Here is a 23,009-nt window from a genome sequence, read left to right as displayed (position 1 = left end):
TTAATAGTAGAATATCATTTATTTCTAAATAAAACAATAAACTGTATATATAATGGCTCTTTACCCCTTTATTTTTTGCGGCTGAAAATCCTGTAGTTCATCCATGGATAAAGACAGTCTTCCTTTTCTTTTTCTGTAAGCCACTGAGTGCTGACAGAGTTACTTGCAAGGGAATCATAAATTGTAGTAAAGGAAAGAATCTGTGTCTTAAATTTTTCCTTTATGTAATCAGGAAGCTGATTTGAATGAAGCATTGCAGGCCATTCCCCTGACTGGGATAAAAGGATTTCTTTTGCTGCAAGATTAAGCATTCTTCCCTTTAAGCTTGTTTCTGAAGGCAGGCGTTCCGTTAAGTCAATCATGCGCTCTGCAGCTTTTTTAACGTAGCGGATCATCCAGCTGTTTGTAATATCAAGAAGGTCTTCTCCGTAACCTGAATCATCTCCAGAGCATGGGTACAATTCAGCCTTTGGAAGGGTGTACTGCTTTTCTATAAGATTCTGGCAAACATTAAGCTTGATTTTCTTCTGGCTGAAAATAAGACGTATTACTTCTTCAAGAAAATCGATGCCTTCTGCCCATTTCTGACCAAAAAGTTCAGCAGAAAGAGGACACACAAGAACTGCATCATCATCCTTAATGTATTCCATTGCCTGGGTAAGTTTTTCTGTTTTTCTGTTTACAAAGGCTGCAGCATCTTTTTTTACCTGCTCAAGGGCTGCATCTTTATTGTAAAGAGGAGCATCTTCATATTCATCTTCGTCTTCTACATTGCACCAGTATCTGTATCCTGTAAGGGTGCGTATGTTGCTTTTACGTTCAAGAACAGACAGGTCTTTATCTTCAAGTTCAAACCCAATATCTTTCTGAACGGAAAGGTATACCGGATTAGAAATAAAGCCCTCTTCATCTGTAAAGCAGTTTTCACCATCAGGGTCAGCTGCAAAAATTGCCAGGGAATTGTTTGTTCTTACAGGACGGAAAATACCTGTGTCTATTCTGGAACTTGAGAAGAGAAGGGAACGGGGATCTACAACAGTATAGTTAATACCGTATGGTTTAAGGATTTTTTCAAGACCATTAGACCAGCCCAGGTAAGGAATATAAAAGCCTTCTCCTGTATCACCAAAGAAATATTTCTGTGAATAAAGACCTGTTTCTACCTGAGCATTTATTGCTTCCGTAAGATCCTGATAATGAGGAAGGTAGGCGTAGGTTGCTGCAGTAGGAATAAGTTCAAGATATCCCTTCTGGGCAAGAATCTTAAACTGTTCAAGTAAGTTTCTGTGATATTTTATAACAAAGGATTCTTTTATACTGTTGAATCTTTTAAGGCATTCTTTGGCATTTTCTGCTTCAGGAAGATTTTTAAGTCTTAAAAGTTCGCAGTTTCCAAGTTCAATGCTTTTATTAATAAAGTTTTCGTACTGATCAATTATTACCGGGTCTGATAAAAGGGAACACAGAGTAGAAGAGAGGACAAGACCAATCTTAAAGTCTATTTTTTCATCAGCAAGTTTATTAAAAAGATCTGCAAGGGGAATGTAAGTGCTTGTCAGTGCAGAAAAGAGAAGTTCGTTTTCTGCAGAAAAATCCCTGGAGTCATCAATGTTTCTTATATATCCCTGATGTGCATTTATTATTAAAACAAGATTTTTATCATTCATTGCATTTTCCTTTTTTTACATTTTATTGATTTCAGTTAGAAAATGACTGTCTGTGAGTCATGTAATGTTTATTAAGAAGCTGTTCCATGCCGGATATACGGGTAAGCTCTGACATAGGGAACTTTTTACCAGGCTGATGATTTCTTATTGCTTCATCTTCCTGTGGTATTTCAAGTTTTTTAGTATAGGCGAGGGTACGAGGCTGTTCTCCCTTTACTTTGTAAGCCAGGGTTGCCATTACATAATGACGGTTAGCCGGAATAAGTATGTAGAGTTCCTTGTTTTCAAAATTGAGTTTTACATCAAAGGAATCAAAGGATTTTTCGTCGTTTTCATTGTTAAAGAAAGAAATATGAAGGAAAAGCTCATCAAAATCAAATTCTTCTTTCATTGTTTTTATATCTGAATCCTTTATGTCCCAGTAGGCAAACATCCAGACAGGATTACGCATAAAGATATGTACTGTGGTATCGTTATAGGTTGATGGAAGAACTGTAGCTACTTTAAGATCTGAATTTTCTACAGGTGTTGAATCAGAAGTTGCAGAATCTGCTTCTTCGGGAATTTCCAGAAGTTCTCCGATAATGAAATTTCTGTTAAGGGTTGAAGGAACATTAATGCCGTATGTCCTTGCCAGTGTAATTAAATCTGCTGTGGATAAAGATTCAAGATTTTGACGTGATAAAACAACTTCTTCCATAATTGTGTTTATAATTACGAAAAAAGTGCTTTGTGTCAATATTGGAGATGGGGGGAATTGAACCCCCGTCCAGATAAGCAAACCAGGTACCTCTACAGGCTTATTGAAGCGAGGTAATTGTCGGGAAACGGTAGCAGCTTCAAAAGCGTCGTCTCCGTATCCTGAAAAAATGTCCCCTGCATAACTCAGGCGAAACGCAGAGTAAGTCCCTGTTTGTGACAGCAGTTTATGATGTTAGGAACAGCACATCATAAGTGCCGGTCTCGCATTAAGCAGCGAGGCTAACTGCTTCGGAAGATTCCTCTTCACGACGTTTTGCAACTTTTGCAGTTATTGTTTTGTCAGTTCAAGGCACCTTCACGCCTGCCTGCAGCACAAGATTTCTCTTATCTGTCGAAACCGGTACATCCCCGGTAAAATAGTGCGTTATAAAAAATAAGTAAAACTTAATTTTGTTGCTTGCACATTCGCACGCACTTGCTACGAATGTGTGTCGAAACCGGTACATCCCCGGTAAAATAGTGCTTTATATAAAATAAGTAAAAGCTTACTTACTTTGCCTGCACATTCGCACGCACTTGCTACGAATGTGTGTCGAAACCGGTACATCCCCAGTTTAATAGTGCATTTTTTTTTAAGTAAGTAAAACTTAACTTAGTTGCCTGCACATTCGCATGCACTTGCTACGAATGTGTGTACACTCTTAAAACGCCAGGTCCCGGGTAAACAGTGGGCTATAATAAGCTTCCACTACACCGTTTACCTTAGGTTTAGCTGCATTTATTGAGAGTCACGAATATACTGTAGAACTCTTTTTAATGCAAGTAACTAAAAAAATAAAATTTTTAGTTTTCTACTGTAACACCATGTCTTTTCTGCTGGAAATGTTTAAGCATAGCAACGCCATTTCTCTTGTCATTGTAAACAAATCCACCATTCCAGTATTCCATAGCTGCGAAAAGGGCATTACCACCATCCTGATCGTCAGACTTCTTGGTTCTGAATGTTACGTAATTAGCAAGTTCTTCAAAGTTAGAATTATGAAGACATTCAAGACGTTTTGTATTGAATTCGTTCCATTTTTCCAGGTCTTTAAAGCCTTCGCCTTCATCTTCTACAATAATGTGTGCATGTGAAGGGCTGAATGAATACCATACGTGAATCTTCTTATTAATGTCGCAGTTATTTCCGTGCTTAACACCATTCTTGATGATTTCGCTAATCTGCTGTTCGAGCAGGTTGATTTCCTTAATTTCAAGTGGTGCAGACTGAACTATCAGAAGAGTAAAGTATCTGATCTGACGGAAGTCTGAAGGAAATTCCTTGTACATCATGTTTGACTTATCGAAAAGCGGGTCATTGCCATCTGATCTTAACTGTTTAATTTCTTCCATTGCGAATTCCTTTTTATTTATTCGTTAATCATAAGAAGTGCTTCTTCAACACTGTTAGCAATAGGGAAGTATCCCATGAGTTTTGTAAGTTCAATAACCTTCTTTACAGAACCATGAATATTGGAAATGTAAAGTTTAAGGTTCATCTTCTTAATTGTAGAACAGATATAAATCAGGGCACCGATTCCAGAAGAGTCGATGTAGTCTACCTGTTCAAGATTGATGATGAACTGTTTTACATTTTTCTCAAGCATCTTCATTACAAGTTCCTTGAGTTTGTAAGAATTGTACAAGTCCATTTCACCATTTACATCAATGATATAGACGTCTCCATTCTTTCTGATTTTTAGTTCCATAATTTTTGCTCCTTAGACAAAATTTTTCTATCTTATACAAAATTAAAACTTAATCACAAGTAAAGTCTGATCATCATGCTGTGCTGTTCCACCACAGAAACTCTGTAAATCAGCTTTTACAAGATTAGCAATGTCTTTACCGGAAGAAGTACAGTTTTTAGTAATGACTTTCTTCAGGTTTTCAATAGTATACTGCTGTCCCTGATCATTCAGGGCTTCAATAATACCATCTGAGAATGATACAAGTATATCACCTTTTTTTATTTCCTGCATATATTCTTTGTATTCACTTGTTTTTTCTACACCAATCGGTTCAGAAGTGTGGGAAATACAGGTAAATGACTTGTCCGAACTATTAAAATAGTAAATAGGTGTTGTACCACAGGTAGAAAATTCTGCCTTTTTTGATACAGGATCATAATTAATAAGTGCACAGGAACCAAAATGGTCTGTACTGAATGATTCAGAAGAAATACCTTTATTAACCCAGGTAAGGATTGTACCTGCGGTCTGTTTTGTATTTACAACAAGCCTTGTCATGGCTCTGATCATTGTCATAACGATGACACTGTTGATTCCTTTACCTGCAATATCACCAAGGATAAAGGAAATGCGGTCTTTTCTTGATGGAATTATATCGTAATAGTCACCACATACGCCTTCGTTCTGTTCAAATATTGTACCCAGCTGAATGCCTGGAAGTACAGGAAGCTTTGCAGGACGCAGTGTGTTCTGAATGCTGGCTGCAAGATCCGTTTCTTTAGTAATACCATTCTGTTCAATGATTTCTTTAACGGATATAACGTTTTTAACGGCTGTAGCTGCAAATTCAGAAAGTTTTGATGCCTTTTTAAAGTCCTGTTCTGTAAATTTCGGACTTGAGTGGTTTCTTGAAAGGGCAACAAGACCAACTACTGCATCTTCCACCTTCATAGGTGCAATAATGTAACTGCCGCATTCAAGGAATTCTTCCGGACCGTTCTGGAAAATACGGTCATCAAGTTCCGGTTTTGTAATAAGTTCAGCATTTCCGTTTGTAGCAATATCTCCAAAAAGATTGTCCCTTAAAGGGAAAGATGCAAATTTAAAGTTTGTTGCAACACGGATTGGCTTATGAGGCATATCATTTGGAAGCTTGTATGGAGGAGGGAAGTCACCTTCAAATGATTTTACGGCGATTACGTCTTCAAAATCATCTACCATGAGGATGGCACCACCATCAGCCTTTGTTTCCTGCCTGATTGTATTATTAATGTAGTCCAGAAGAAGATTCATTCCGTTTTCATCACTGAATGAAACTGTAGCCTGGTCCATAAAAGCACGGCTTATATTAAGGATTGATTCATCGTTTCCGGAAAGTTCAGAGCGTTTTTTCTCTTCAATGGCAAGTTCTGCGGCTTCTTTAGCCTGCTGTGCCCTAAGGGCTGCCTTGTTCATAAAGGCTGGTACAAGTTTTTCAAACTTTTTAGGTTCAAAAGTACAGAGCATAAGTGCATAAGGAATCAGGAGAAAGGCAGCTGCCAGTATTGCACTTGTAAAGATAAAGGCTGCGTCTTTATTACCGTGAAGGGTACTCTTATAGGCTGCGTAAAGGCTTCCCCCAAGAACCATAAGATCTGAAAGGAAAATAATAAAACTTACTCTTGCAGTTTTTCTTTTTTTTATAATTATGAGCATTACAAAAAGAAGTGCCGCAACTATAGCTGTGGCAGCCATCGGAATATATGCAACATTGTTGTTCAAAATAAAATCTCCCTAATTTTGTCCATTTTAACATTGAAATATTCAGCAGTCAAGTTCGCTTTTAATGCAGGATGTCGTCCGTAAACTAGGGCTGGTTTTTTAGTATGCTCATCATATGGATTTTGGCCCTAAGGTTTTTAAGCAGATGTATAAAAGTTCTTCTGCCGTATTTTTTTTTAAAATCCCTGGCTGCTGCATCCAGACTGAAGTTATTGCCCATTTTCTGTTTAAGCTCATCCCAGTATTTAATAAGGAAGACATATATTTCAGATTCAGTATTACCCTTGAATCTGCGGCTGATTCTGTACTTTCTTACAGCCTCTATTACAGGAGTATAAACATTTCTGTACCATGAAAGGACTGCATCTTCCATAGGAATCTCTTCCGTCTGGTTCATGTTTATGTAATATTTATGAATGAGAATGTGGTTATAAATAAGGTCATACTGGCCGGGACTGTTAAAATCCAGGCACCAGCAGTCCGTTATGTCTCCAAAATTTGTTTCTGAATAGAAGACCCTTTTTTCGTAATTTATAACCTGACGGATCATTTCTTCTTTTGTAGAACCTGGTTTGAGTTTAATTTCACTTTGCAGGCTTACAACTTCTGCATCAATTGCTTCTATTCCCTTCATTTTAGCAACGGAAACACGGTGGTTGCCATCCCTGACAAAATAAAGGCCTCCGAGTTCATAAAGGGAGATGGGTGGCAGGGTTACATCCGTAAGGTGAGCCATATCTACTCTTTCCCATCTGGCCTTGAGAAAATTGCTTTTAGGAAAAAAATGATTGTCAAAATCTTTGTAGCGGCCTTCGCTTCCTGCAATAAGTTTTACTGGAACTACCTGCATTCCCTTGTAAACTTCGTTTTTTGGCTTAAGGAGTTTCTTTATATCTGTAAAGGAAATAAGGGTTGCTTCTTCCGGATTGAGGATGTGCTGAAGTTCATTAAAAAAAGCCTTGTTTCTTGCCCTGTAAAAATCGTCATCTGTCTGTGAGGATAGATATGTCAGCCCCATTTTCGGCTCCTTTTGTGAAGTTTTTTTTCATTTCAACTACAATATGGCTGTAGGCATTAACGATGGTTGTATTTTCGCTTTTTGTACACCTTACTTCCTGAAGGTCATAAAGATGAATGTGCCCGTGAATCATAAGGGCAGGGGAAAATTTCTTTATAAACCAGTTAAAACATTCAAAACCCTTGTGGCATGGATCTTCCCTGTCATGTATATGTCTTGGAGATGCATGAGTTAAAAGTACGTCCAGATATCTTCCATAGCGGATTTTGTTCCATAGTAGTTTTGGAATCATTCTTACAAGGGTTCTTTTCATCTGTTTTTCAGTGAACTGGCATTTTCCCTTGTTGTATCTTATTGAACCATCGGCTCCTGCTATAAGAAGGGGGGTTCTTTTTCCGTCCGGCCTGGTAAAAAAGAGGTGCTTTGATGCAAAAACCTTTTGTCCTGAATGATCTCCTCCATGACCTCTTGCAGCCTGCTGAAAAGGTGTCATACTGTTGATCCTTTCTGTTCTGGTGTAAAGGTCATAGTCTTCCAGGTTATGGTTTCCGAAGACAAAAAAAGTTGGTTTGCCTAAAGCTGTTACTATAAAATCAACGTATTCAAGTGAAAGGTCTCCTGCGCAGAATACAGCGTCCACATCTCCGTATCTCTCTTTAAGGGTTGTTGAGTAGACTAATGGATCAATCTGGTCTGAAACGCACAGGAATTTCATTTAAAGTCCGATTTTGGCAAGTATTTTCTCAAACTGTTCTTTAGGAACAAGGACAAGAGGTCTGTTTTCTGCAAACTTTATTGCTCCTGCAGAAAATTGTGTTGTAGTACAGATAATGCCCTTTGAATGTCCCTGGGCTTTAACCATATCTACGGTTTTTCTGACTACAGCTTCTTCAATTGGTTCAGTTTCACGGTGGTATTCAACTACTGTCAGCTGCTGTCTTACATTCATCCAGGAGTCATCTTTTGCTTCTGTTGCCAGAACTGCACAGCCATAGCGGGTTGGTTCAATTTTCTGACATTCAAGCTTAAGGCCTTCCTTTGTAATCTTTTTACAGAGTTCCATAAAGTCTGTTCTTGAAGCTGTAAGGAATTCCTTAACCCCGTCATTTGTCTGAAGATCCTTGTACTGACTGAGCTTTGCACTTACGTCCCTGAACTGACGGTTTTTCTTGAATATTATGTTCCACTGCTCAAGGGCTTTATCAATAAGCCTGTTTTTTTCATAGCAGGCAGCAAGGAAGTATCTTGCATAAAGGCTTTCGTTGGAATTGTCATTTTTTGAAAGCTGAACTGCGTGTTCAAAATCTACCTGGGCCTGATCTACCTGATTTGCAATCATAAGGCAGGAACCTTTTTCTATAAGGGCCTTCTGTCTGTAAGAAGGATCCCTTTGAGCCTTTTCAAAAGCCTTTACGGCTGCCGGCAGTTCCTTACATTCCTTAAAGATTTTGCCAAGATAGTAGTAGTTTGAATAATTTTCCGGAGAAAATTTAATTGCAGTTTCTATTTCTTTTTTAGCTTCTCCATACTGTTTGCTTCTAAAGAGAAGGTAACCCATTGCTGTATGTGCTTTACCCATTCTTTTGTCTACGGAAAGGGCCTTCTGGTAAAATCCCATTGCCATAGGAGCTTTTCCCTGGGCTTCATAGATTTTTCCTACATTATAGTCATGTTCAGCATTGGAAGGGTCAAGTTTTGTAAGGAGGAGGAATTCCCTGAGGGCATCTTCATTCTGATTATATTTCTGATGAAGGGCTCCCAGCTGTTTTCTGAAGTCAATTTCAGGAATATCACCATTAAAGATGGCATTCTGATTTACGGTTTTAAATTCAATATAGGCAAGTTCCGGCTTATTATCGGTCATATAGGTTACGCCAAGCCAGTAGTGGGCTACATAATTACGTGGATCCTTGGAAATAACTGATTTTGCAATACGCTGGGCCTGCTGTATCTTTCCTTCCCGGATAAGTTTTCCAAGAGAATCAGTCTTCTGTGGTGCCGAGAAATTTTTTACAACGAAGATTGCAATTGTTATGATGATGGCAATTAAAACGCCAATTATAGCTGCATATAACATCTGAATAAAAACTCCCCAAGTATATTATTGAAAGATTAACTTCTTTGTGAGATTATGTCAAACAAGGACTATTACAAAGAGGAGATTGACTTATGAAAATATCTTGTTTTCTTCTGACTGCAGCTTTTTCTGCTTTTCTTTTAACAGGTGTAAGCCAGACCATTTCAGCTCAGTCTGCTAAAGATCCCCTTAAAGAAGGTGAACGTCTGTTCAGGCTTGATAAGACAGAAGAGGCTGTTCCTTTTTTACAGAAAGCATCATCTTCCGGTTCCGCTCCCCAGGCTTTTAATTACCTGGGCCTCTGTTATCATAAAAATGGTGAATTAAAGCTTGCCCTGGATGTATTTACAAGGGCCATTGATATTCCGGGAACAGATAAGAAAATCCTCTCATTTAATGCCGGGAACGTGTGTTTTGACCTGATGGATTATGAAAGTGCAGAAAAATGGTTTGATTCAGTCCTTGCCATAGATCCTGAATACGCTGCGGCTTACCTTAACCGTGCCAACAGCCGCCTTAATACAGGAAAAATCAGGGAAAGCCGTGATGATTATAAAAAATATCTGGAATTATGCCCTGAAGATGAACAGAAGGAACAGATAAACCTCCTTCTTACAGTTATTGAAGAAGAAATAGTTCGTCTTGAACTGGAAGAAATGGAAAAACTTTCTCAGGAACAGCGCCTTAAGGAAGAAGAAGAACGTCTTGCTGCAAAAAAAGCCGAAGAAGAGGCCCTTGCTGCAGAAAAACGCCGTAAACTTCTTGAACAGATGGCTGCTGCAATTCAGGAAGCAGAAAATAAGGCAAAGTAACACATCTGCCTTAGTCAGATTTACGTTCTTTTTACCAGAGAAAAGAGCTGCCTTTTTGTAATGGTGGTGTAAACAGGCCTTCCATGAGGACAGTGGGGGTCTGGAAGAGCCAGGGCTTTTTTTGCAAGATCTGCAGCAGTTACATCATCAAGTACAGTTCCATCCATAACAGCCTGACGGCATGCAGTAGAAGCAGCTGTTGCATGAAGAATGTCTTTAGGGTTTATTCTTTTTGTAAGCAGGTCTTTTTCAAGGTCACTCTGACTGCCTTTCCACCTTACAGGTACTGATGTAAATTCCCAGGTAAAGTCTTCAGTTTTTTTTACGGTAAAACCAGCCTGACAGAGGCTTTCCTTTATTTCTTCCAGATAATTATCATCCTGAAGTCCTGAAGTTTTTATTACATAGGGAACAAGAAGTTCCTGTTTCTGGCTTGCATCCTGAATAATCTGATCGTATAAAATCCTTTCATGGGCTGCATGCTGGTCTATCATATAGAGTACGTCATTTTTTTCTGCAATAAGGAAGGTGCCTAAAGCACTGCCTGTAAAATGAAAACCGTCTTCTCCGTCTGTGTCAGAAGGCAGGTAATTTCTTTTTGTCTGACTGCTTTCTTCATAGGAAGCTTCAAGTTCCCTGGCCAGCTCTTTTGCATAGGACTGGCTTTCTGTTTTTCTTTCAAAAAATGATGAACGGCCGTCTTTTCCCTGAGAGCCGGATACAGTTTGTGAATGAGAAATGTAGGCTGAAGATGCATTTGAATAAGAAAATCTGCCGCTTGATGCAGGACGGGTAATGTCGTAGGGAATTCTTGTGGTAGTTTTATCTTCCTGTCTTTCTGAATTTTCTGAATTATCTGACTCAGGGGAAAAAGTTATTCCTGAAACGGCGGAATTGTTTTCATTGTTGTTTTCATTGTTGTTTTCATTACCACTTGTCTGAGGGGCAGAAAACTGAAGGAAGAGGGAGTCTTTTTTGTCATCTTCCCTTTGTTCTATTATATTTTTTACGGTGTAGTGGCGGTAAAAGTTTTTTACTGTAGTACTAACTCCGTGGTGAAGTCCTGATATGTCTTTAAACCTTGCTTCTTTTTTTGCAGGGTGAATGTTAAAGTCAACCTGAGAAGGATCTACCCGGGCAAAAAGACAGGCTACAGGGTGAGTTCCATTTGGAAAATATCCGGTTGCTCCATATTCAATTGCCTGCACAAGTGAATATTCCTGAATACGTCTTCCGTTTACGTAAATATATATGTCTTTTCTTGAACTTCTGCTTACTTCCGGATCTCCAAGTACCAGGGTAAAACTCCAGGAACCGTCCGGGGCAGCTGCATGCTCTTCATAAAAAAGGCTTTCAGTTTCAAAAAGTTCCATTGCCTGAACAAATCTTTCTGAAAGACTCTGGCCTGCAGGAAAATTGAATTTTTCTTCGCCGTCTGATGTAAATGAAAAGGCAATATCCGGTCGTGGCAGGGCTTTTTCAAGAAAAGTGCTTCTGCACATAAGTCCTTCACTTGCAGGACGTTTAAGAAAGTGCCTTCTTGCCGGAAAATTTTCAAAAAGTCCGGCTGTCTGTACTATAGTTCCTTCTGCAGAAGGAGCCGGGCTTATTACATGGTCTTTTGTAACGGAGGCCTGCATTTTATAGCCACCGGAAATTATTTCCAGACGGCTTACTGCTGCCATTGAACTTAAGGCTTCACCCCTGAATCCAAGGGTTGTAAGGTTCATAAGGTCTGTTTCTGTAGAAATCTTGCTTGTTGCATGAGGGCGGGCACAGTTTTCCAGATCTTCCCTGGTCATACCGCAGCCATTATCAATAACGCGTATCCTCTCAATTCCACCCTGTGTAATTTCTACCTTGATTCTGTCTGCCTTTGAATCAACGGCATTATCCATGAGTTCTCTTATTATGGCATTAGGGCGGTCAATTACTTCTCCGGCTGCAATTTTTCTTGCAACTTCAGGATTCAGGGTTTTTACTCCACTCATTTATGAACGTGTTCCTGTAATCTGTGTTTCCGGGGCAAATAAATCCAGAAGAGGTTCTTCTCCCTTTTTAGCCCTTGCCTTTTTAGGTGCTGCAGGGGAGTCAGCAGCAGTTTCTTCTTCTTCCATTGCAGGGGAATTCATAAGAATCTGTACTTTGTTTTCTATTTTATCAAGAGTTTTTTCCAGCCCCTTTGCAAGTTTTATTCCTTCTTCAAAGTCTTTAAGGGCATCTTCAAGGGAAATGTCACTTTTTTTTATTGCTGCAGAAAGTTCTTCCAGTCTGTGAAGATCCTGTTCAAAATTATTCATCTTAGTCTCCTTGTAAGAAAAATCTTTATTCTTATTTTTTCAGTATTTTATATGCTTTTTACAGCACCTGTGTTTTTATGCTTCCTGAAGCCGGCCTGATTGTAAGGATATCTCCTTTTTTTAGAAGCGAAGCATCCCTTAAAATACTGCCGTCTTCCCTGGTTACCATTGAATATCCCCTGTCAAAAATTGTCTGGGGATTGCAGTTTTCCAGATCCTGAATGCACCTGGATATTATCTGTTTTTTATCTTCCAGAAGTCTGGTCATATTTTCTTTTAGTGTCCTTGTGGCTTCTTCAAAACGATTCAGGTAAGGCTGTTCTATATTCCTGAAGTGAAGCTCCATGTTCTGGGGTGTAAAGGTTTTGAGCATAAGTTTTAACCTTGAAAGGGATGACATTATCTGGTGGTAAAAGTCATTTTTATACCATTCAATTGTTTCCGTAATTTCAGAAAGGACAGGAACTGCCAGTTCTGCTGCTGCACTTGGAGTAGGGGCCCTTACATCGCTGGCAAAATCACAAAGGGACCAGTCTATGTCATGACCAATGGCACTGATTACAGGAATGTCTGATGCTGCAACTTCCCTGACGACAGCTTCATCACTAAAAGGAAGAAGATCTTCAAGGGAACCTCCGCCTCTTGCTATAATAAGGGTGTCACACATTTTCCAGGCATTTGCTGTTCTTATCTGTCTGATTACTGAAGGGGCTGCATCTTCTCCCTGAACAATGGCAGGAAGAACTGTAATATTGACTTTTGGATTTCTGCGGGACATAACATTCAGTATATCCCTTAAGGCAGCAGTATTTGCCCCGGTAATAACACCTACTGTTTCTGGAAAAAATGGAAGGGCTTTCTTTTTTGAAGCGTCAAAGAGTCCTTCTGCAGCAAGCTTTCTCTTACGCATCTCTATCATTTCCATGATGGCACCTTCACCGGCTTTATCCATGGAAGTAATGATTATCTGATAGTTTCCCCTCTGATTATAAACGGAAATCTTTCCCTGAACCTGAACAACCATTCCGTCTTTTGGAGTAAATTTAAGGGAAGCTGCACTGCCCCTGAACATTACTGCACTTATAACTGAGTTTTCATCCTTCAGGTAAAAATACAGGTGTCCCTGACCGGAAGGCCTGTAGTTGGAAATTTCTCCCTTAAGGGTTACGGAAGAAAAACTGCCTTCAAGAAGTGTTTTTATGAGGTTTGTAAGCTGGGTTACTGTAAGAACATTTTTTTCTGCTGTCATAATTTTCAACTGATTCTAAACATTGTCTTTATTTTGCTCAAGAGAATTCCGATAATGGAAAAGATGAAAAGTATTGTATTTTTATATGCCGGTTTTTGTACTGAATCTGTATTTGATAAGGTATTTGACTCAAAGTCTTCCTTTGACAGGGCTCTTGAATGGGCAGCTTCTGTTGATTACTGCAGCAAAATAGTTGTATTTGTTTCAGAAACTACAAAGAAGCAGGCAGAAAGTGCTGCTGCCGGTTTAGAAAAAGTTACTTTAGAGTATCTTGAAAGCTGGAATGTTTCTCAATTAATAAAAAAAATGTCTGCCCTTACAGAAGAAAATCAGTGTGATTTTGCAGTTTATTCTTTTGCAGACAGGCCTTTTCTTGATAATGGCCTTACTTCTGAAATTATAAATACTCATCTTAAATATATTGCTGAATATACAACTGCGGACGGATATCCTTCCGGTTTTGCACCAGAGGTAATTGATGCAGGTGCCTTAAAAATCATGGTGTCGTTTGCAGAGGGGGTAAAAAAGGAAGAAGGAGAAAAATTTGTTCTTCCTGGCAGTATTTTTGAAATAATGAAGGGGGATATTAATTCCTTTGATATAGAAGCTGTAATTGCACCTAAAGACTGGAGACTTTTACGTATGGAGTTTTCAGTATCTCAAAAAATAAAAAGGGAAGCCTGTATTGCTTTATACAAAACAGCAAAAGAAAAAAACATTCAGTTTACAGCTGATAAACTCAGTTACCTGGCAGAAGAAACAGCTGAGGTACAGAAAACTCTGCCTGCCTTCTATAATATTCAGATTGCAAGAAACTGTGCCATTATTGATGATTTTACTCCCTATGCCTATCAGTTTAAGAAAAAGTACGGGGCTCTTCCACTTAAAAATGGAAAAGGTCATGGACAGCTTGATATGAGCCTGGATGATTTTTCAAAAATCATATCTCAGATAGTTGCCTTTTCAGAAAGTGCTGTTGTTTCCCTTAGCGGTTGGGGTGAACCTCTTACTGTAGAAAATCTTGCAGATTATGTAAGTATAGTTCTGGCAAATCCCGGACTTTCAGTGTTAATAGAAACAGATGGTGTTCTTTTAACTCCTCAGATTGCAGAAAGTATTGCAAATATAGCCCATATAGTTCCTGTTCGTACTGACCGGGGACCTAGTGTAAGCTGGATTGTTAAGCTGGATGCAGCAACAGAAGAAAAATATGCCAGAATGCATATAAATACAGCTGATTTTGATGATGCAGAAAAGTCGGCCTTTACAAAGGCAAAAGAGGCTGTTTCAATATTGAACAATCTTTTCCCTGGAGATGTTTACCCTCAGTTTATCCGTGTTAACGAAAACGAAGATGAACTTGAGCAGTTTTACAGATTCTGGCATGAAAAAAAATCTCCTTCTTCTGGTAATCTTATTATCCAGAAGTATGATTATTTCTGCGGAAAACAGCCGGACAGAAAACCTGCAGATCTTTCTCCTCTTCATAGAATTCCATGCTGGCATCTTAAAAGGGATATGACAATTCTTGCAGATGGTAATGTTCCTTTATGTCGCGAATATGTTTTAAGTTATTCTGTTGGAAATGTTCTGGAAGAAGGTCTGGAAGCTGTATGGAATAAATTTAACGAAAGATTCCTTAAGCAGCTTAATAATGAATATGAAGATAAATGCGGAGCCTGTGATGAATATTATACCTTCAATTTTTAATCAGAATCAGGTTAATTACACCCTTATCGGAGGAAATGTTGAAGCCGGTAAAAAGTGTCTGCCTGTTACATGTATTCTTCTTAATTCTCATGCTTCCAGCTACCGCAGTGAAATATTTGAAAACCTTTTGTCTTTAAATTTTGAGAGGATTATCAGTGTAGAAGAAAGTTCTCCTATGTTTAATACTGACCAGCTGTCCCATCAGTTTCCTCAGGTAAGATTTATGATGGTTCAGGATTCTGTTACAACAGGGGACAAGATTAATATTGCAGTTGCTGAATCGGCTACACCTTTTGTACTTGTCCTTCATTCAGATTTGTGTGCTCAGAAGTTTAAGCTTAATTCTTCCCAGCTGAAGGCTTTATTAAAGCTGGACTGTTTTTGTGTTGTTCCAAAACTTAATAATGTTGATGGTAATGTAATTCCCGTAAAATTTGCTCCGGATTTAAGGAAATCTGTTTTTGAAGTTATTCCGGAATTATCTTTTAAAGATGGGGATGAAACCCTTTATTCTGCTGAATGGTGCGGCCTTTATAACAGGCAGCGTTTTATTCGTACAGGGGGCTTTGATTATACAATAACCAGTCCTTACTGGCAGAAACTGGATCTTTTTATGAGAAGCTGGCTCTGGGGGCAGAGGACTATTATTTCTTCATACCTGGATTTTACTTTTTCTCAGGAATATGAAAGTAACGAAATTACTGCTGACCTTTCATATCTTCGTTTTTATCTTAAGAATCTTATGCCTGTTTATAAGGAAAACGGAGCTGTTATTCCAAAGCTAAGTTTTTTTCCTTTTAATTTAAGAAATAAATGTGGTTTTACGGAATCATTAAGTCAGTTTAATGATGCAAGACGCTGGGTGTCAGAAAACGGAAGCTGTTTTACTACAGATGCAGCAAGCCTTGTTCAGAACTGGAATTCAATAGGGGAATAATAAAGTGAAAACGGTTGTAATTGCTCAATGCAGACTTTCATCTACAAGACTTCCAGGTAAAGCTCTTTTACCTCTGGCAGGAAAACCAGTCCTGGAATGGGTTCTTGCAGCCATGAAAAAAGTAGCGGCAGATGATTATTATCTGGCCCTTGATTATGATAGCGAAAGTGCCCTTCGTCCTGTAGCAGAAAAATGCGGCTGGAATGTTTGTGCCGGACCTCTGGAAGATGTGCTTGCCAGGTACCTGAAGGCTATAGATGAATCAAAAGCTGATCTTGTTATCAGGGCAACCTGTGATAATCCGTTTTTGTTTTATGAAGCTGCAGATTCCCTTCTTAAGGAATTTTTGCGAAGGGAACAGACCAAGCCTTCTGATTATATGACTTATACAGGTCTTCCTCATGGAAGCGGAGTAGAAATATTTAAGGCTTCTTCCCTCAGACTGGCGGCAGAGGGTAATGATTCTCCTTATGATCATGAGCATGTAGGCCCGTCCCTTTACAATCACAAGGACCGCTTTATATGTGAATTTTTAAAAGCTCCAAAACGCTGGTTTTATCCAGATTTAAGGACAACTATTGATACTCCTTTTGATTACTTTAAAGCCGTCAATCTGGCTGATGAAGTCATTTTAAAAAGAAAGACAAAAGATGCTTTTACTACAGAAGAAATCCTTGATGGTTTATCAGCAGAAAGTGTAAAGAATCCTGTTCTTTTTGTTCCCTGTGTACAGAAGGGAAGAGGTACCGGTCATTTAAGACGTTGTCTTGAACTTGCCCTTAAAACCAGGGGAAGGGTTTATATTCCATCCGATTCTTCCCTTGAAGAAACGTCTCTTCTTCTTTCTGAATACAAAGACAGGGGGCTTAAGGATATTCAGATAACAGATTCACTTGCTGATATGGAAAACTATGCCCTTGTTGCAGCAGATCCTTTTATTTCTTCTCCTGATGAATTATATAAATATTCAGCAGCTACTAAAGTTCTTTCCATTGATGATGGAAGTAACAGGACAGTTAATGCTGATTATCTTTTAAAAATAATTCCTTCCCTTGAAAATAAAAAATCTGTAAATCTTAGTGAACCGGCCTTTATTCCAATGCCGGAAAATAAGAAAAAGGAAAATAAAGCCAGAAAAGATGTAAAAAAAGTCATTGTTTCTGTCGGCGGAGAAGATCCCCTTAATCTGGCAGAAAAAGCTGCAGTTTTTATGGCTGACAGCGGATATAAAGTTACTCTTGTAAAAGCAAATGCAAGAAAAGAAAAACTTCACGATGTAGAGTTAATTACAAAAATTGATAATCTTAAAGAACATCTGGCTGATTACGATCTTTGTATTACTCATTTTGGTTTTACAGCCTTTGAAGCTCTTGGGGCCGGAATAAAAACAATTCTCCTTTCTTCCAGCGATCTTCATGAAAAACTTGCAATTAAATACGGTTTTCCCTGCGTAAGAAAAGGACAGCTTAATAAGGATAATCTTTTAAAAGCTGTAGAAGAATCTTTTTCTGCTTCTCCTTCCATTGATTTTTCAAGTCAGAAAGACCTTCCGTCTTTTATAAAGGAAGTTGCTGCCGGAAAAAAATATCTTTGTCCTGTCTGCCGTAATAAGGATTCCTTTAATGATGAAGTTATAGCCAGAACTGCTGACCGTACCTTCAGACGCTGCAAGTGCTGTGGTATGCAGTATATTTCTTATACAAGACAGAATGTTCAGACTGAATATAATCATGATTACTTTTTTGATGATTACAAAAAACAGTATGGAAAGACTTATCTTGATGACTTTGATTCAATAAAAGTACAGTGTAAAAGAAGAATGTCTGTAATTGATTCAATATACAGAAGGCATCGTGCCCTTTCCCAGCCTGTAATTCTTGATATAGGATGTGCCATGGGGCCATTCCTGCAGGCAGCTTCTGAAGTTCAGTGGATGTCTTATGGAACAGACATTTGTAAGGAAGCCGTAGAATATATACAGCAGGAGCTTAATTTTCCTGCATCCTGTTCTGCTTTTCCTGATTTTGATTCAATTCAGGAATTTGGAATCGATCAGTTTGATGCAGTAACCATGTGGTATGTAATAGAACATTTTCAGAATCTTGACAGCGTATTAAAGGCAGTTTCATCTTTAGTAAAGAAAGGTGGTATTTTTGCCTTCAGCACACCTTCTGCTTCGGGGGTAAGTGCAAGGTATAACCGGGATTCCTTTTATGAAAATTCTCCTGCAGATCATTATTCCCTCTGGGAACTTGATAAGGCTAAGGGCATATTAAGCCGCTATGGTTTTAAGGTTGTTCAGATTGTTTCTACCGGTATTCACCCGGAACGTCATCCTTCCGTAATAAAGCATAAGTGGACAGAAAACGATATTCAGTTCAATATGCTCAAAACCGTAATGAAGTTAAGGAAAAGCGGGGATACTTTTGAAGTTTACTGCCGTAAGATATAGGGGTTGATAAATTATGGATAAAGAAAAAGATTATATTCTTATTTTAGGAGCAGGTTTGATGCAGCTTCCTTCCATTGAGGCTGCAAAGGAACTTGGTTATAAGGCCCTTGTAATTGATGCAGATCCTTCTGCTGTTTGCGTACATGCAGCAGACAGATTTGAAAATATAGACCTAAAGGATAAAGAAAAGATAGCAGAGCTTGCTCTTTCCTTAGGTTCATCCTTAAAGGCTGTTTTTACCGCAGGTACTGATTTTTCTGCATCTGTTGCTTATGCGGCAGAAAAAGCATCTTTACCTGGACATTCTTATGAAGCCTGTCTTAATGCCAGTAATAAAGTTTTAATGAGGGGATGCTTTAAAAAAAATGGAGTTTCTTCTCCTGAATTTACTAAAATATCCAGGGGTACTATTGCTCAGTTTTTAAGTGACGGCAGACTGGATAAAATGGAATTTCCTAAAGTAATAAAACCTGTAGATAACATGGGTGCCAGGGGCTGTCGTTTAATAAGGAATAAAAAAGAATTTCTTCCTTCTGTAGAAGAAGCTGTCCGTAATTCAAAAACATCCTGTGCAATTCTTGAGGATTACATGGAAGGTCCTGAATTTTCAATAGACGCCCTCGTATATGACGGAACTTTTACAATTACAGGTTTTGCAGACAGACATATTTATTTTAGTCCTTATTTTATAGAGCTGGGGCATACAATGCCTTCTGTTATAGATGAAAATAAGAAAAATGAACTTATCAGAACTTTTGCTCAGGCAGTTAAAGCCCTTGGCCTTACAAGGGGGGCAGCAAAGGCTGACATAAAATTTACACAGAATGGCCCTATGATTGGAGAAGTTGCAGCCCGGCTGTCCGGAGGCTATATGTCAGGCTGGACCTATCCTTATGCTTCAGGTTTGAATCTTACAAAGGAAGCCATGAAACTTTCTTTAGGTCTTAAGGCAGATGAACTTGAGAAATTAAGGCAGCCTGTAAATATTGCCGGGGATCTTCCTTTTAAAATTTATGAAGTACCCTGTGTTAAAGTAAGTGCCGAAAGGGCATGGATTTCCATTCCGGGTAAAGTTGAATCCCTGATAAATGTTAAAAAAACAGAGAGCCTTCCTTTTGTAAAAAACGTCCTCTATAGAAGTTTACCGGGAGCCAGTGTTGATTTTCCAAGAAACAATGTTTCTAAGTGTGGAAATGTTATTTCTTTGTCTTCCAGCTATAAGCTTGCCTGTCAGGGGGCAGAAGATGGTGCAGCGTCAGTACTTTTAAGGCTTAAGCCCTGCTGTCAGGAAACAGATATTTTTCTTAAAGGTTTTGAACGTCCTGATGAAGAAGGTTTTCCATACAGTGCTTTTAATATTAATGATTCACAAAAACTTCTTCTGGAAAATTTTGCCCTGTCAGCACCAAAGCTTAATACTTCATCATCTGTATACAGTATTTTTGCCAGTGAGTTTCCGGAAGATTTAATGAATATGGTAGATTTTAATCACAGAACACTGGGAGAAAGCTTAAAGCTTTTTGACCGTTACGGGGGAGTTCATTGTGAACTTGACAGCAGGGACTTCTGTAATGCACTTATAAGGGGTGGTATTCAGGGAATTCTTTATCTTGCCGATTCAAAATGTAACAGTAAAAAATAATAAGGGAAAAATATGCTGGACAGAAGAAAATTTTTTGCATTTTTAATATCTCTTTTAGCATTTACAGGTGGTGTCCTGCTTTTTGCCGATGAAAAACTTTCTGAATATGCAGAAAAGGCAGGTATGGATCTTTATTATGACCCCCTGAATGCTACCGGAAGCCTGGAAAAGGATGGGCATTATATAAACTTTTCTTTAGCTGCCGGAATTCCTTCCGTAAAGGATTCTTCAGAAATTATGACGGAAAGCGGTCCGGCCCTTAATGACCGGGTTATTCTTGCAAATCCTAAATATCTTGAAAGTGCCAGGGATTTTTTTGATATGGAAGCCCAGGCAAATCCATACAGAATTGGTGCCATTCTTATAGATCCTGGTCATGGTGGAAAAGATCCGGGGGCAAGTGCTACCCATAAAATAAACGGAAAAAACGTTAAGGTTGTAGAAAAAGACGTAAACCTTTCTGTAGGTTTAAAACTCTATGATCTGCTTAAAAAGGCTTATCCGTCAAAAAAGATTCTGATGACAAGAAGTACGGATGTATTTTTGTCTTTAAGTCAGCGTACGGAAATTGCCAATTCTGTAAAACTTGGTGAAAATGAAGCGGTTCTTTATGTTTCTATACATGTAAATGCAAGTCTTGATAAAAAAGCATCAGGATATGAAGTCTGGTATCTTTCTCCAGGTTACAGAAGGTCTGTAATTGATTCAAAGACTGTAGAAGGAGATCAGTCTTTAATTCCTATATTAAACAGCATGATGGAGGAGGAATATACAACTGAATCAATTCTTATTGCAAAGTTTATTATGGATGGAATAGCAGCTCAGGTAGGAAAACTAAGTTCTTCCAGGGGAATTAAGGCTGAAGAATGGTTTGTTGTCCGGAATGCAAAAATGCCAAGTGTTCTTATTGAGACAGGCTTTCTTACAAATCCTCAGGAGGCAGCTTTACTGGCAGATGACGCCTACTTGAAAAAGCTTTCCCTTGGAATGTATAATGGTTTACAGGCGTTCGTGGAACATTTTGAACGCTCAAGAGGATTTACCGGGGTAAAATGAACGTTCAGAAAGTAAAAAAACTTATTCCGCTGATTTCTATAGGAATTTTTGCAGGAGCATTGATTTATTCAATAATTCAGTTAGGATTTAATGAGAAGCGTGACAGACGTGTGTTTTATTTTAATTCATACGACAAGTCTTCCAGAATAATGGAAGTCCGCTATCTTGCAAAAAATCCCGTTCAGGGAAAAATCTGCTGCTATATTGACGATGTTCTTCTGGGGCCGCTTACAAACAGAAGCAGGAGAATTTTTCCAAGGGGTACTTCAGTTGAGTTCTGTTTGCAGAAGGGCAGGGACCTTCATGTTGGTTTAAGCAGGGATGCCCTTAAGTATTCAGAAGAATTAAAGGATCTGAGCGGTAATATCGCTTTGTTTAAGTACAATATTGTGAAGAATTTCACAAATTTGGATAAAATTTATATATACATTGATGGCCATGAGATTCCTTAAAAGGGGGATTCAACTTATTTTTGAAAACGGTGCGCTTTCTGTTTTCAAAAATAAGTTGACAAAACTTTTCAGTTAAGGGATACTGTGATTACAAGGCTACATCAATGTGTAATAAGAGGAGCTTCGAATGAAGAAGATTTTAGTTTTAACTGCCGCTGCTATGTTAGCAGGTTTCGGTTTCGCAAAGGAATCAACACTTATTGATTTCACTCAGCTTGACGCTGACTGTTGTGCCGATGAAAACGGAAACTCTACTGAAAATAGCAGAACTGTAATGGATTTTTCTGTAGCAGCTGGTGCAACATTCACCAGTGATCAGAAAGCACTTATGAGAACTTCTTTGGCTTTGCCTAACTGGGAAGTTGTTCTTAACTCATCATCACAGAACGTTACAAGTGTTGCTCTTTCAACTGTTGTAGCAGCACCAGTAAAAGAAAGTGCAGACGTTCCTTTCGCAGGAAAGAACGTAATGGGTGTACGTGTGCTTTTCCCTACATGGAATAACAATTCAAATGCAAAAATCGTTCCACCATTTGAGATTCAGGCTTATGAACCATTATCTGATGCAGATGCAGACGGTAATCGTAGCGAACCTACAGATGAACAGAAAGGTAAATATCTTTTTGAAGATGGATACGGTCTTGTAAAGAATGTTGGTACTTTGAAGTCAATTGCTGTTACAACAATGGGTATGAACTATCCACACCAGCTTTATGTTCTTCTTAAGGACAACGATAACATCGAACGCCGTTACCTTATGGGTAACCTCCTTTTTGACGGCTGGAAAACTCTTGTATGGACAAACCCTGATTACATTTCAGAAGTTCGTACACGTGAAATCAGAATCTATCCAATCTATCCACGCGGACTTCCATTTGTTAAGTTCTGTGGATTCCAGGTTACACGTGATGCACGTGATGATGGAGACAACTACATTGGTTACTTCAAAGATGTAAAAATCATCTATGACCTTGCAGTACTCTCTTCTGACCGCGACATTGATGATGAAGACTTGTGGCAGATTGTTACAAAGAAAGAGCGTGACCGCCAGAATTCTGAAATGAACAAATTCGGAAGCAAGCAGGTTAACCGCTATATCGAAAAAGAAAAGATGGCAAAAGAAAATGAATTCTCTTCTTCACTTGAAGAAAACTCAGATTCTAATGCACAGACATCTACAGGAGCAGCTAAATAATTTAGCTTCTTCTAATAAAAGCCGTCCTCTGGGGCGGCTTTTTTTTTATTTTAAATTTGTAAAAATAATAATAATCTAATACTGAACTTAAAATGAATTGAAATTCTTTATAAAGCGGTTACAATTATTATACAGGAAGAAGAATGAACAAAAATATTCCAAACAAAGAAAGACTTTTTTCTATTTACAACTCATATACTCCGGTTTTTACAGATGTACTGGCCAAAATTGAAGCTAAATTAAAGGATG

The 23,009-nt window shown here is 38.5% G+C and carries 19 protein-coding genes and 1 other RNA gene; 8 read left to right on the top strand and 12 right to left on the bottom strand.

The features are described 5' to 3' along the window. Positions 1-68 precede the first annotated feature (68 nt). The 9 genes from K6D58_RS10900 to K6D58_RS10860 form a co-directional block, all read right to left on the bottom strand. Positions 69-1,667: a 1,4-alpha-glucan branching protein domain-containing protein gene (locus tag K6D58_RS10900; protein WP_296830587.1), complete on the bottom strand. Its 1,599-nt coding sequence runs from the start codon at positions 1,665-1,667 to the stop codon at positions 69-71. 31 nt (positions 1,668-1,698) lie between these two features. Next, positions 1,699-2,367 carry a DUF4912 domain-containing protein gene (locus K6D58_RS10895; protein WP_296830585.1) on the bottom strand — a complete coding sequence of 223 codons (669 nt, stop codon included), beginning with the start codon at positions 2,365-2,367 and terminating at the stop codon, positions 1,699-1,701. 39 nt (positions 2,368-2,406) lie between these two features. Continuing rightward, positions 2,407-2,779: a transfer-messenger RNA gene (ssrA, locus tag K6D58_RS10890) on the bottom strand. 433 nt (positions 2,780-3,212) lie between these two features. Next, the gene (locus tag K6D58_RS10885; RefSeq protein WP_296830583.1) at positions 3,213-3,761 is read right to left on the bottom strand and encodes an ATP-binding protein; all 549 of its coding nucleotides are present in this window, start codon (positions 3,759-3,761) and stop codon (positions 3,213-3,215) included. Positions 3,762-3,778: 17 nt separating this feature from the next. Further along, complete coding sequence (locus tag K6D58_RS10880; protein WP_184651549.1) at positions 3,779-4,117, bottom strand: anti-sigma factor antagonist; 339 nt, start codon at positions 4,115-4,117, stop codon at positions 3,779-3,781. A 42-nt stretch (positions 4,118-4,159) separates the two neighbouring features. Further along, positions 4,160-5,860 (bottom strand): GAF domain-containing SpoIIE family protein phosphatase, encoded by a 1,701-nt coding sequence (locus K6D58_RS10875; protein ID WP_296830582.1) that lies wholly within the window; start codon positions 5,858-5,860, stop codon positions 4,160-4,162. 85 nt (positions 5,861-5,945) lie between these two features. Further along, a complete protein-coding gene (locus K6D58_RS10870) occupies positions 5,946-6,878 on the bottom strand; it encodes a transcriptional regulator (protein WP_296830580.1) in 933 nt (310 codons plus the stop codon). After that, positions 6,844-7,593 carry a metallophosphoesterase gene (locus K6D58_RS10865; protein WP_296830578.1) on the bottom strand — a complete coding sequence of 250 codons (750 nt, stop codon included), beginning with the start codon at positions 7,591-7,593 and terminating at the stop codon, positions 6,844-6,846. The genes K6D58_RS10870 and K6D58_RS10865 overlap by 35 nt, the downstream gene beginning before the upstream one ends. Beyond that, positions 7,594-8,955: a tetratricopeptide repeat protein gene (locus K6D58_RS10860; RefSeq protein WP_296830576.1), complete on the bottom strand. Its 1,362-nt coding sequence runs from the start codon at positions 8,953-8,955 to the stop codon at positions 7,594-7,596. 92 nt (positions 8,956-9,047) lie between these two features. Here K6D58_RS10860 and K6D58_RS10855 point away from each other — a divergent pair, with 92 nt between their 5' ends. Further along, entirely contained in the window at positions 9,048-9,767 is a 720-nt protein-coding gene (locus K6D58_RS10855) for a tetratricopeptide repeat protein (protein WP_296830574.1), read from the top strand. A 20-nt stretch (positions 9,768-9,787) separates the two neighbouring features. Here K6D58_RS10855 and mutL read toward each other — a convergent pair whose 3' ends face one another. The 3 genes from mutL to xseA are packed head-to-tail and all read right to left on the bottom strand — an operon-like array spanning position 9,788 to position 13,316. Next, the gene (gene mutL, locus K6D58_RS10850) at positions 9,788-11,758 is read right to left on the bottom strand and encodes a DNA mismatch repair endonuclease MutL (protein ID WP_296830572.1); all 1,971 of its coding nucleotides are present in this window, start codon (positions 11,756-11,758) and stop codon (positions 9,788-9,790) included. Next, the gene (gene xseB, locus K6D58_RS10845; RefSeq protein WP_296830570.1) at positions 11,759-12,067 is read right to left on the bottom strand and encodes an exodeoxyribonuclease VII small subunit; all 309 of its coding nucleotides are present in this window, start codon (positions 12,065-12,067) and stop codon (positions 11,759-11,761) included. Between the two features lie 58 nt (positions 12,068-12,125). Beyond that, positions 12,126-13,316, bottom strand: coding sequence for an exodeoxyribonuclease VII large subunit (xseA, locus tag K6D58_RS10840; RefSeq protein WP_296830568.1), 1,191 nt, complete (start codon positions 13,314-13,316; stop codon positions 12,126-12,128). Between the two features lie 54 nt (positions 13,317-13,370). Here xseA and K6D58_RS10835 point away from each other — a divergent pair, with 54 nt between their 5' ends. From K6D58_RS10835 to K6D58_RS10805, 7 genes are all read left to right on the top strand, one after another. Then, the gene (locus tag K6D58_RS10835) at positions 13,371-15,026 is read left to right on the top strand and encodes a spiro-SPASM protein (protein WP_296830566.1); all 1,656 of its coding nucleotides are present in this window, start codon (positions 13,371-13,373) and stop codon (positions 15,024-15,026) included. Continuing rightward, positions 15,001-15,963 (top strand): hypothetical protein, encoded by a 963-nt coding sequence (locus tag K6D58_RS10830; RefSeq protein ID WP_296830564.1) that lies wholly within the window; start codon positions 15,001-15,003, stop codon positions 15,961-15,963. Before K6D58_RS10835 ends, K6D58_RS10830 begins: the two co-directional genes overlap by 26 nt. 4 nt (positions 15,964-15,967) lie before the next feature. Further along, entirely contained in the window at positions 15,968-18,415 is a 2,448-nt protein-coding gene (locus tag K6D58_RS10825; protein WP_296830562.1) for a cytidylyltransferase domain-containing protein, read from the top strand. Positions 18,416-18,428: 13 nt separating this feature from the next. Next, complete coding sequence (locus K6D58_RS10820) at positions 18,429-20,057, top strand: ATP-grasp domain-containing protein (protein ID WP_296830560.1); 1,629 nt, start codon at positions 18,429-18,431, stop codon at positions 20,055-20,057. A gap of 12 nt (positions 20,058-20,069) precedes the next feature. Then, positions 20,070-21,113 (top strand): N-acetylmuramoyl-L-alanine amidase family protein, encoded by a 1,044-nt coding sequence (locus K6D58_RS10815; protein WP_296830558.1) that lies wholly within the window; start codon positions 20,070-20,072, stop codon positions 21,111-21,113. Then, the gene (locus K6D58_RS10810; RefSeq protein ID WP_296830556.1) at positions 21,110-21,565 is read left to right on the top strand and encodes a hypothetical protein; all 456 of its coding nucleotides are present in this window, start codon (positions 21,110-21,112) and stop codon (positions 21,563-21,565) included. The genes K6D58_RS10815 and K6D58_RS10810 overlap by 4 nt, the downstream gene beginning before the upstream one ends. Positions 21,566-21,692: 127 nt before the next feature. After that, complete coding sequence (locus K6D58_RS10805; RefSeq protein ID WP_296830554.1) at positions 21,693-22,760, top strand: flagellar filament outer layer protein FlaA; 1,068 nt, start codon at positions 21,693-21,695, stop codon at positions 22,758-22,760. Positions 22,761-23,009 lie beyond the last annotated feature (249 nt).

Source organism: Treponema sp. (assembly GCF_024696245.1).
Taxonomy (GTDB): Bacteria; Spirochaetota; Spirochaetia; order Treponematales; family Treponemataceae; genus Treponema_D.
Note: the sequence above shows the minus strand (reverse complement) of the source record. Positions and strands in the feature narration are given on the sequence as shown.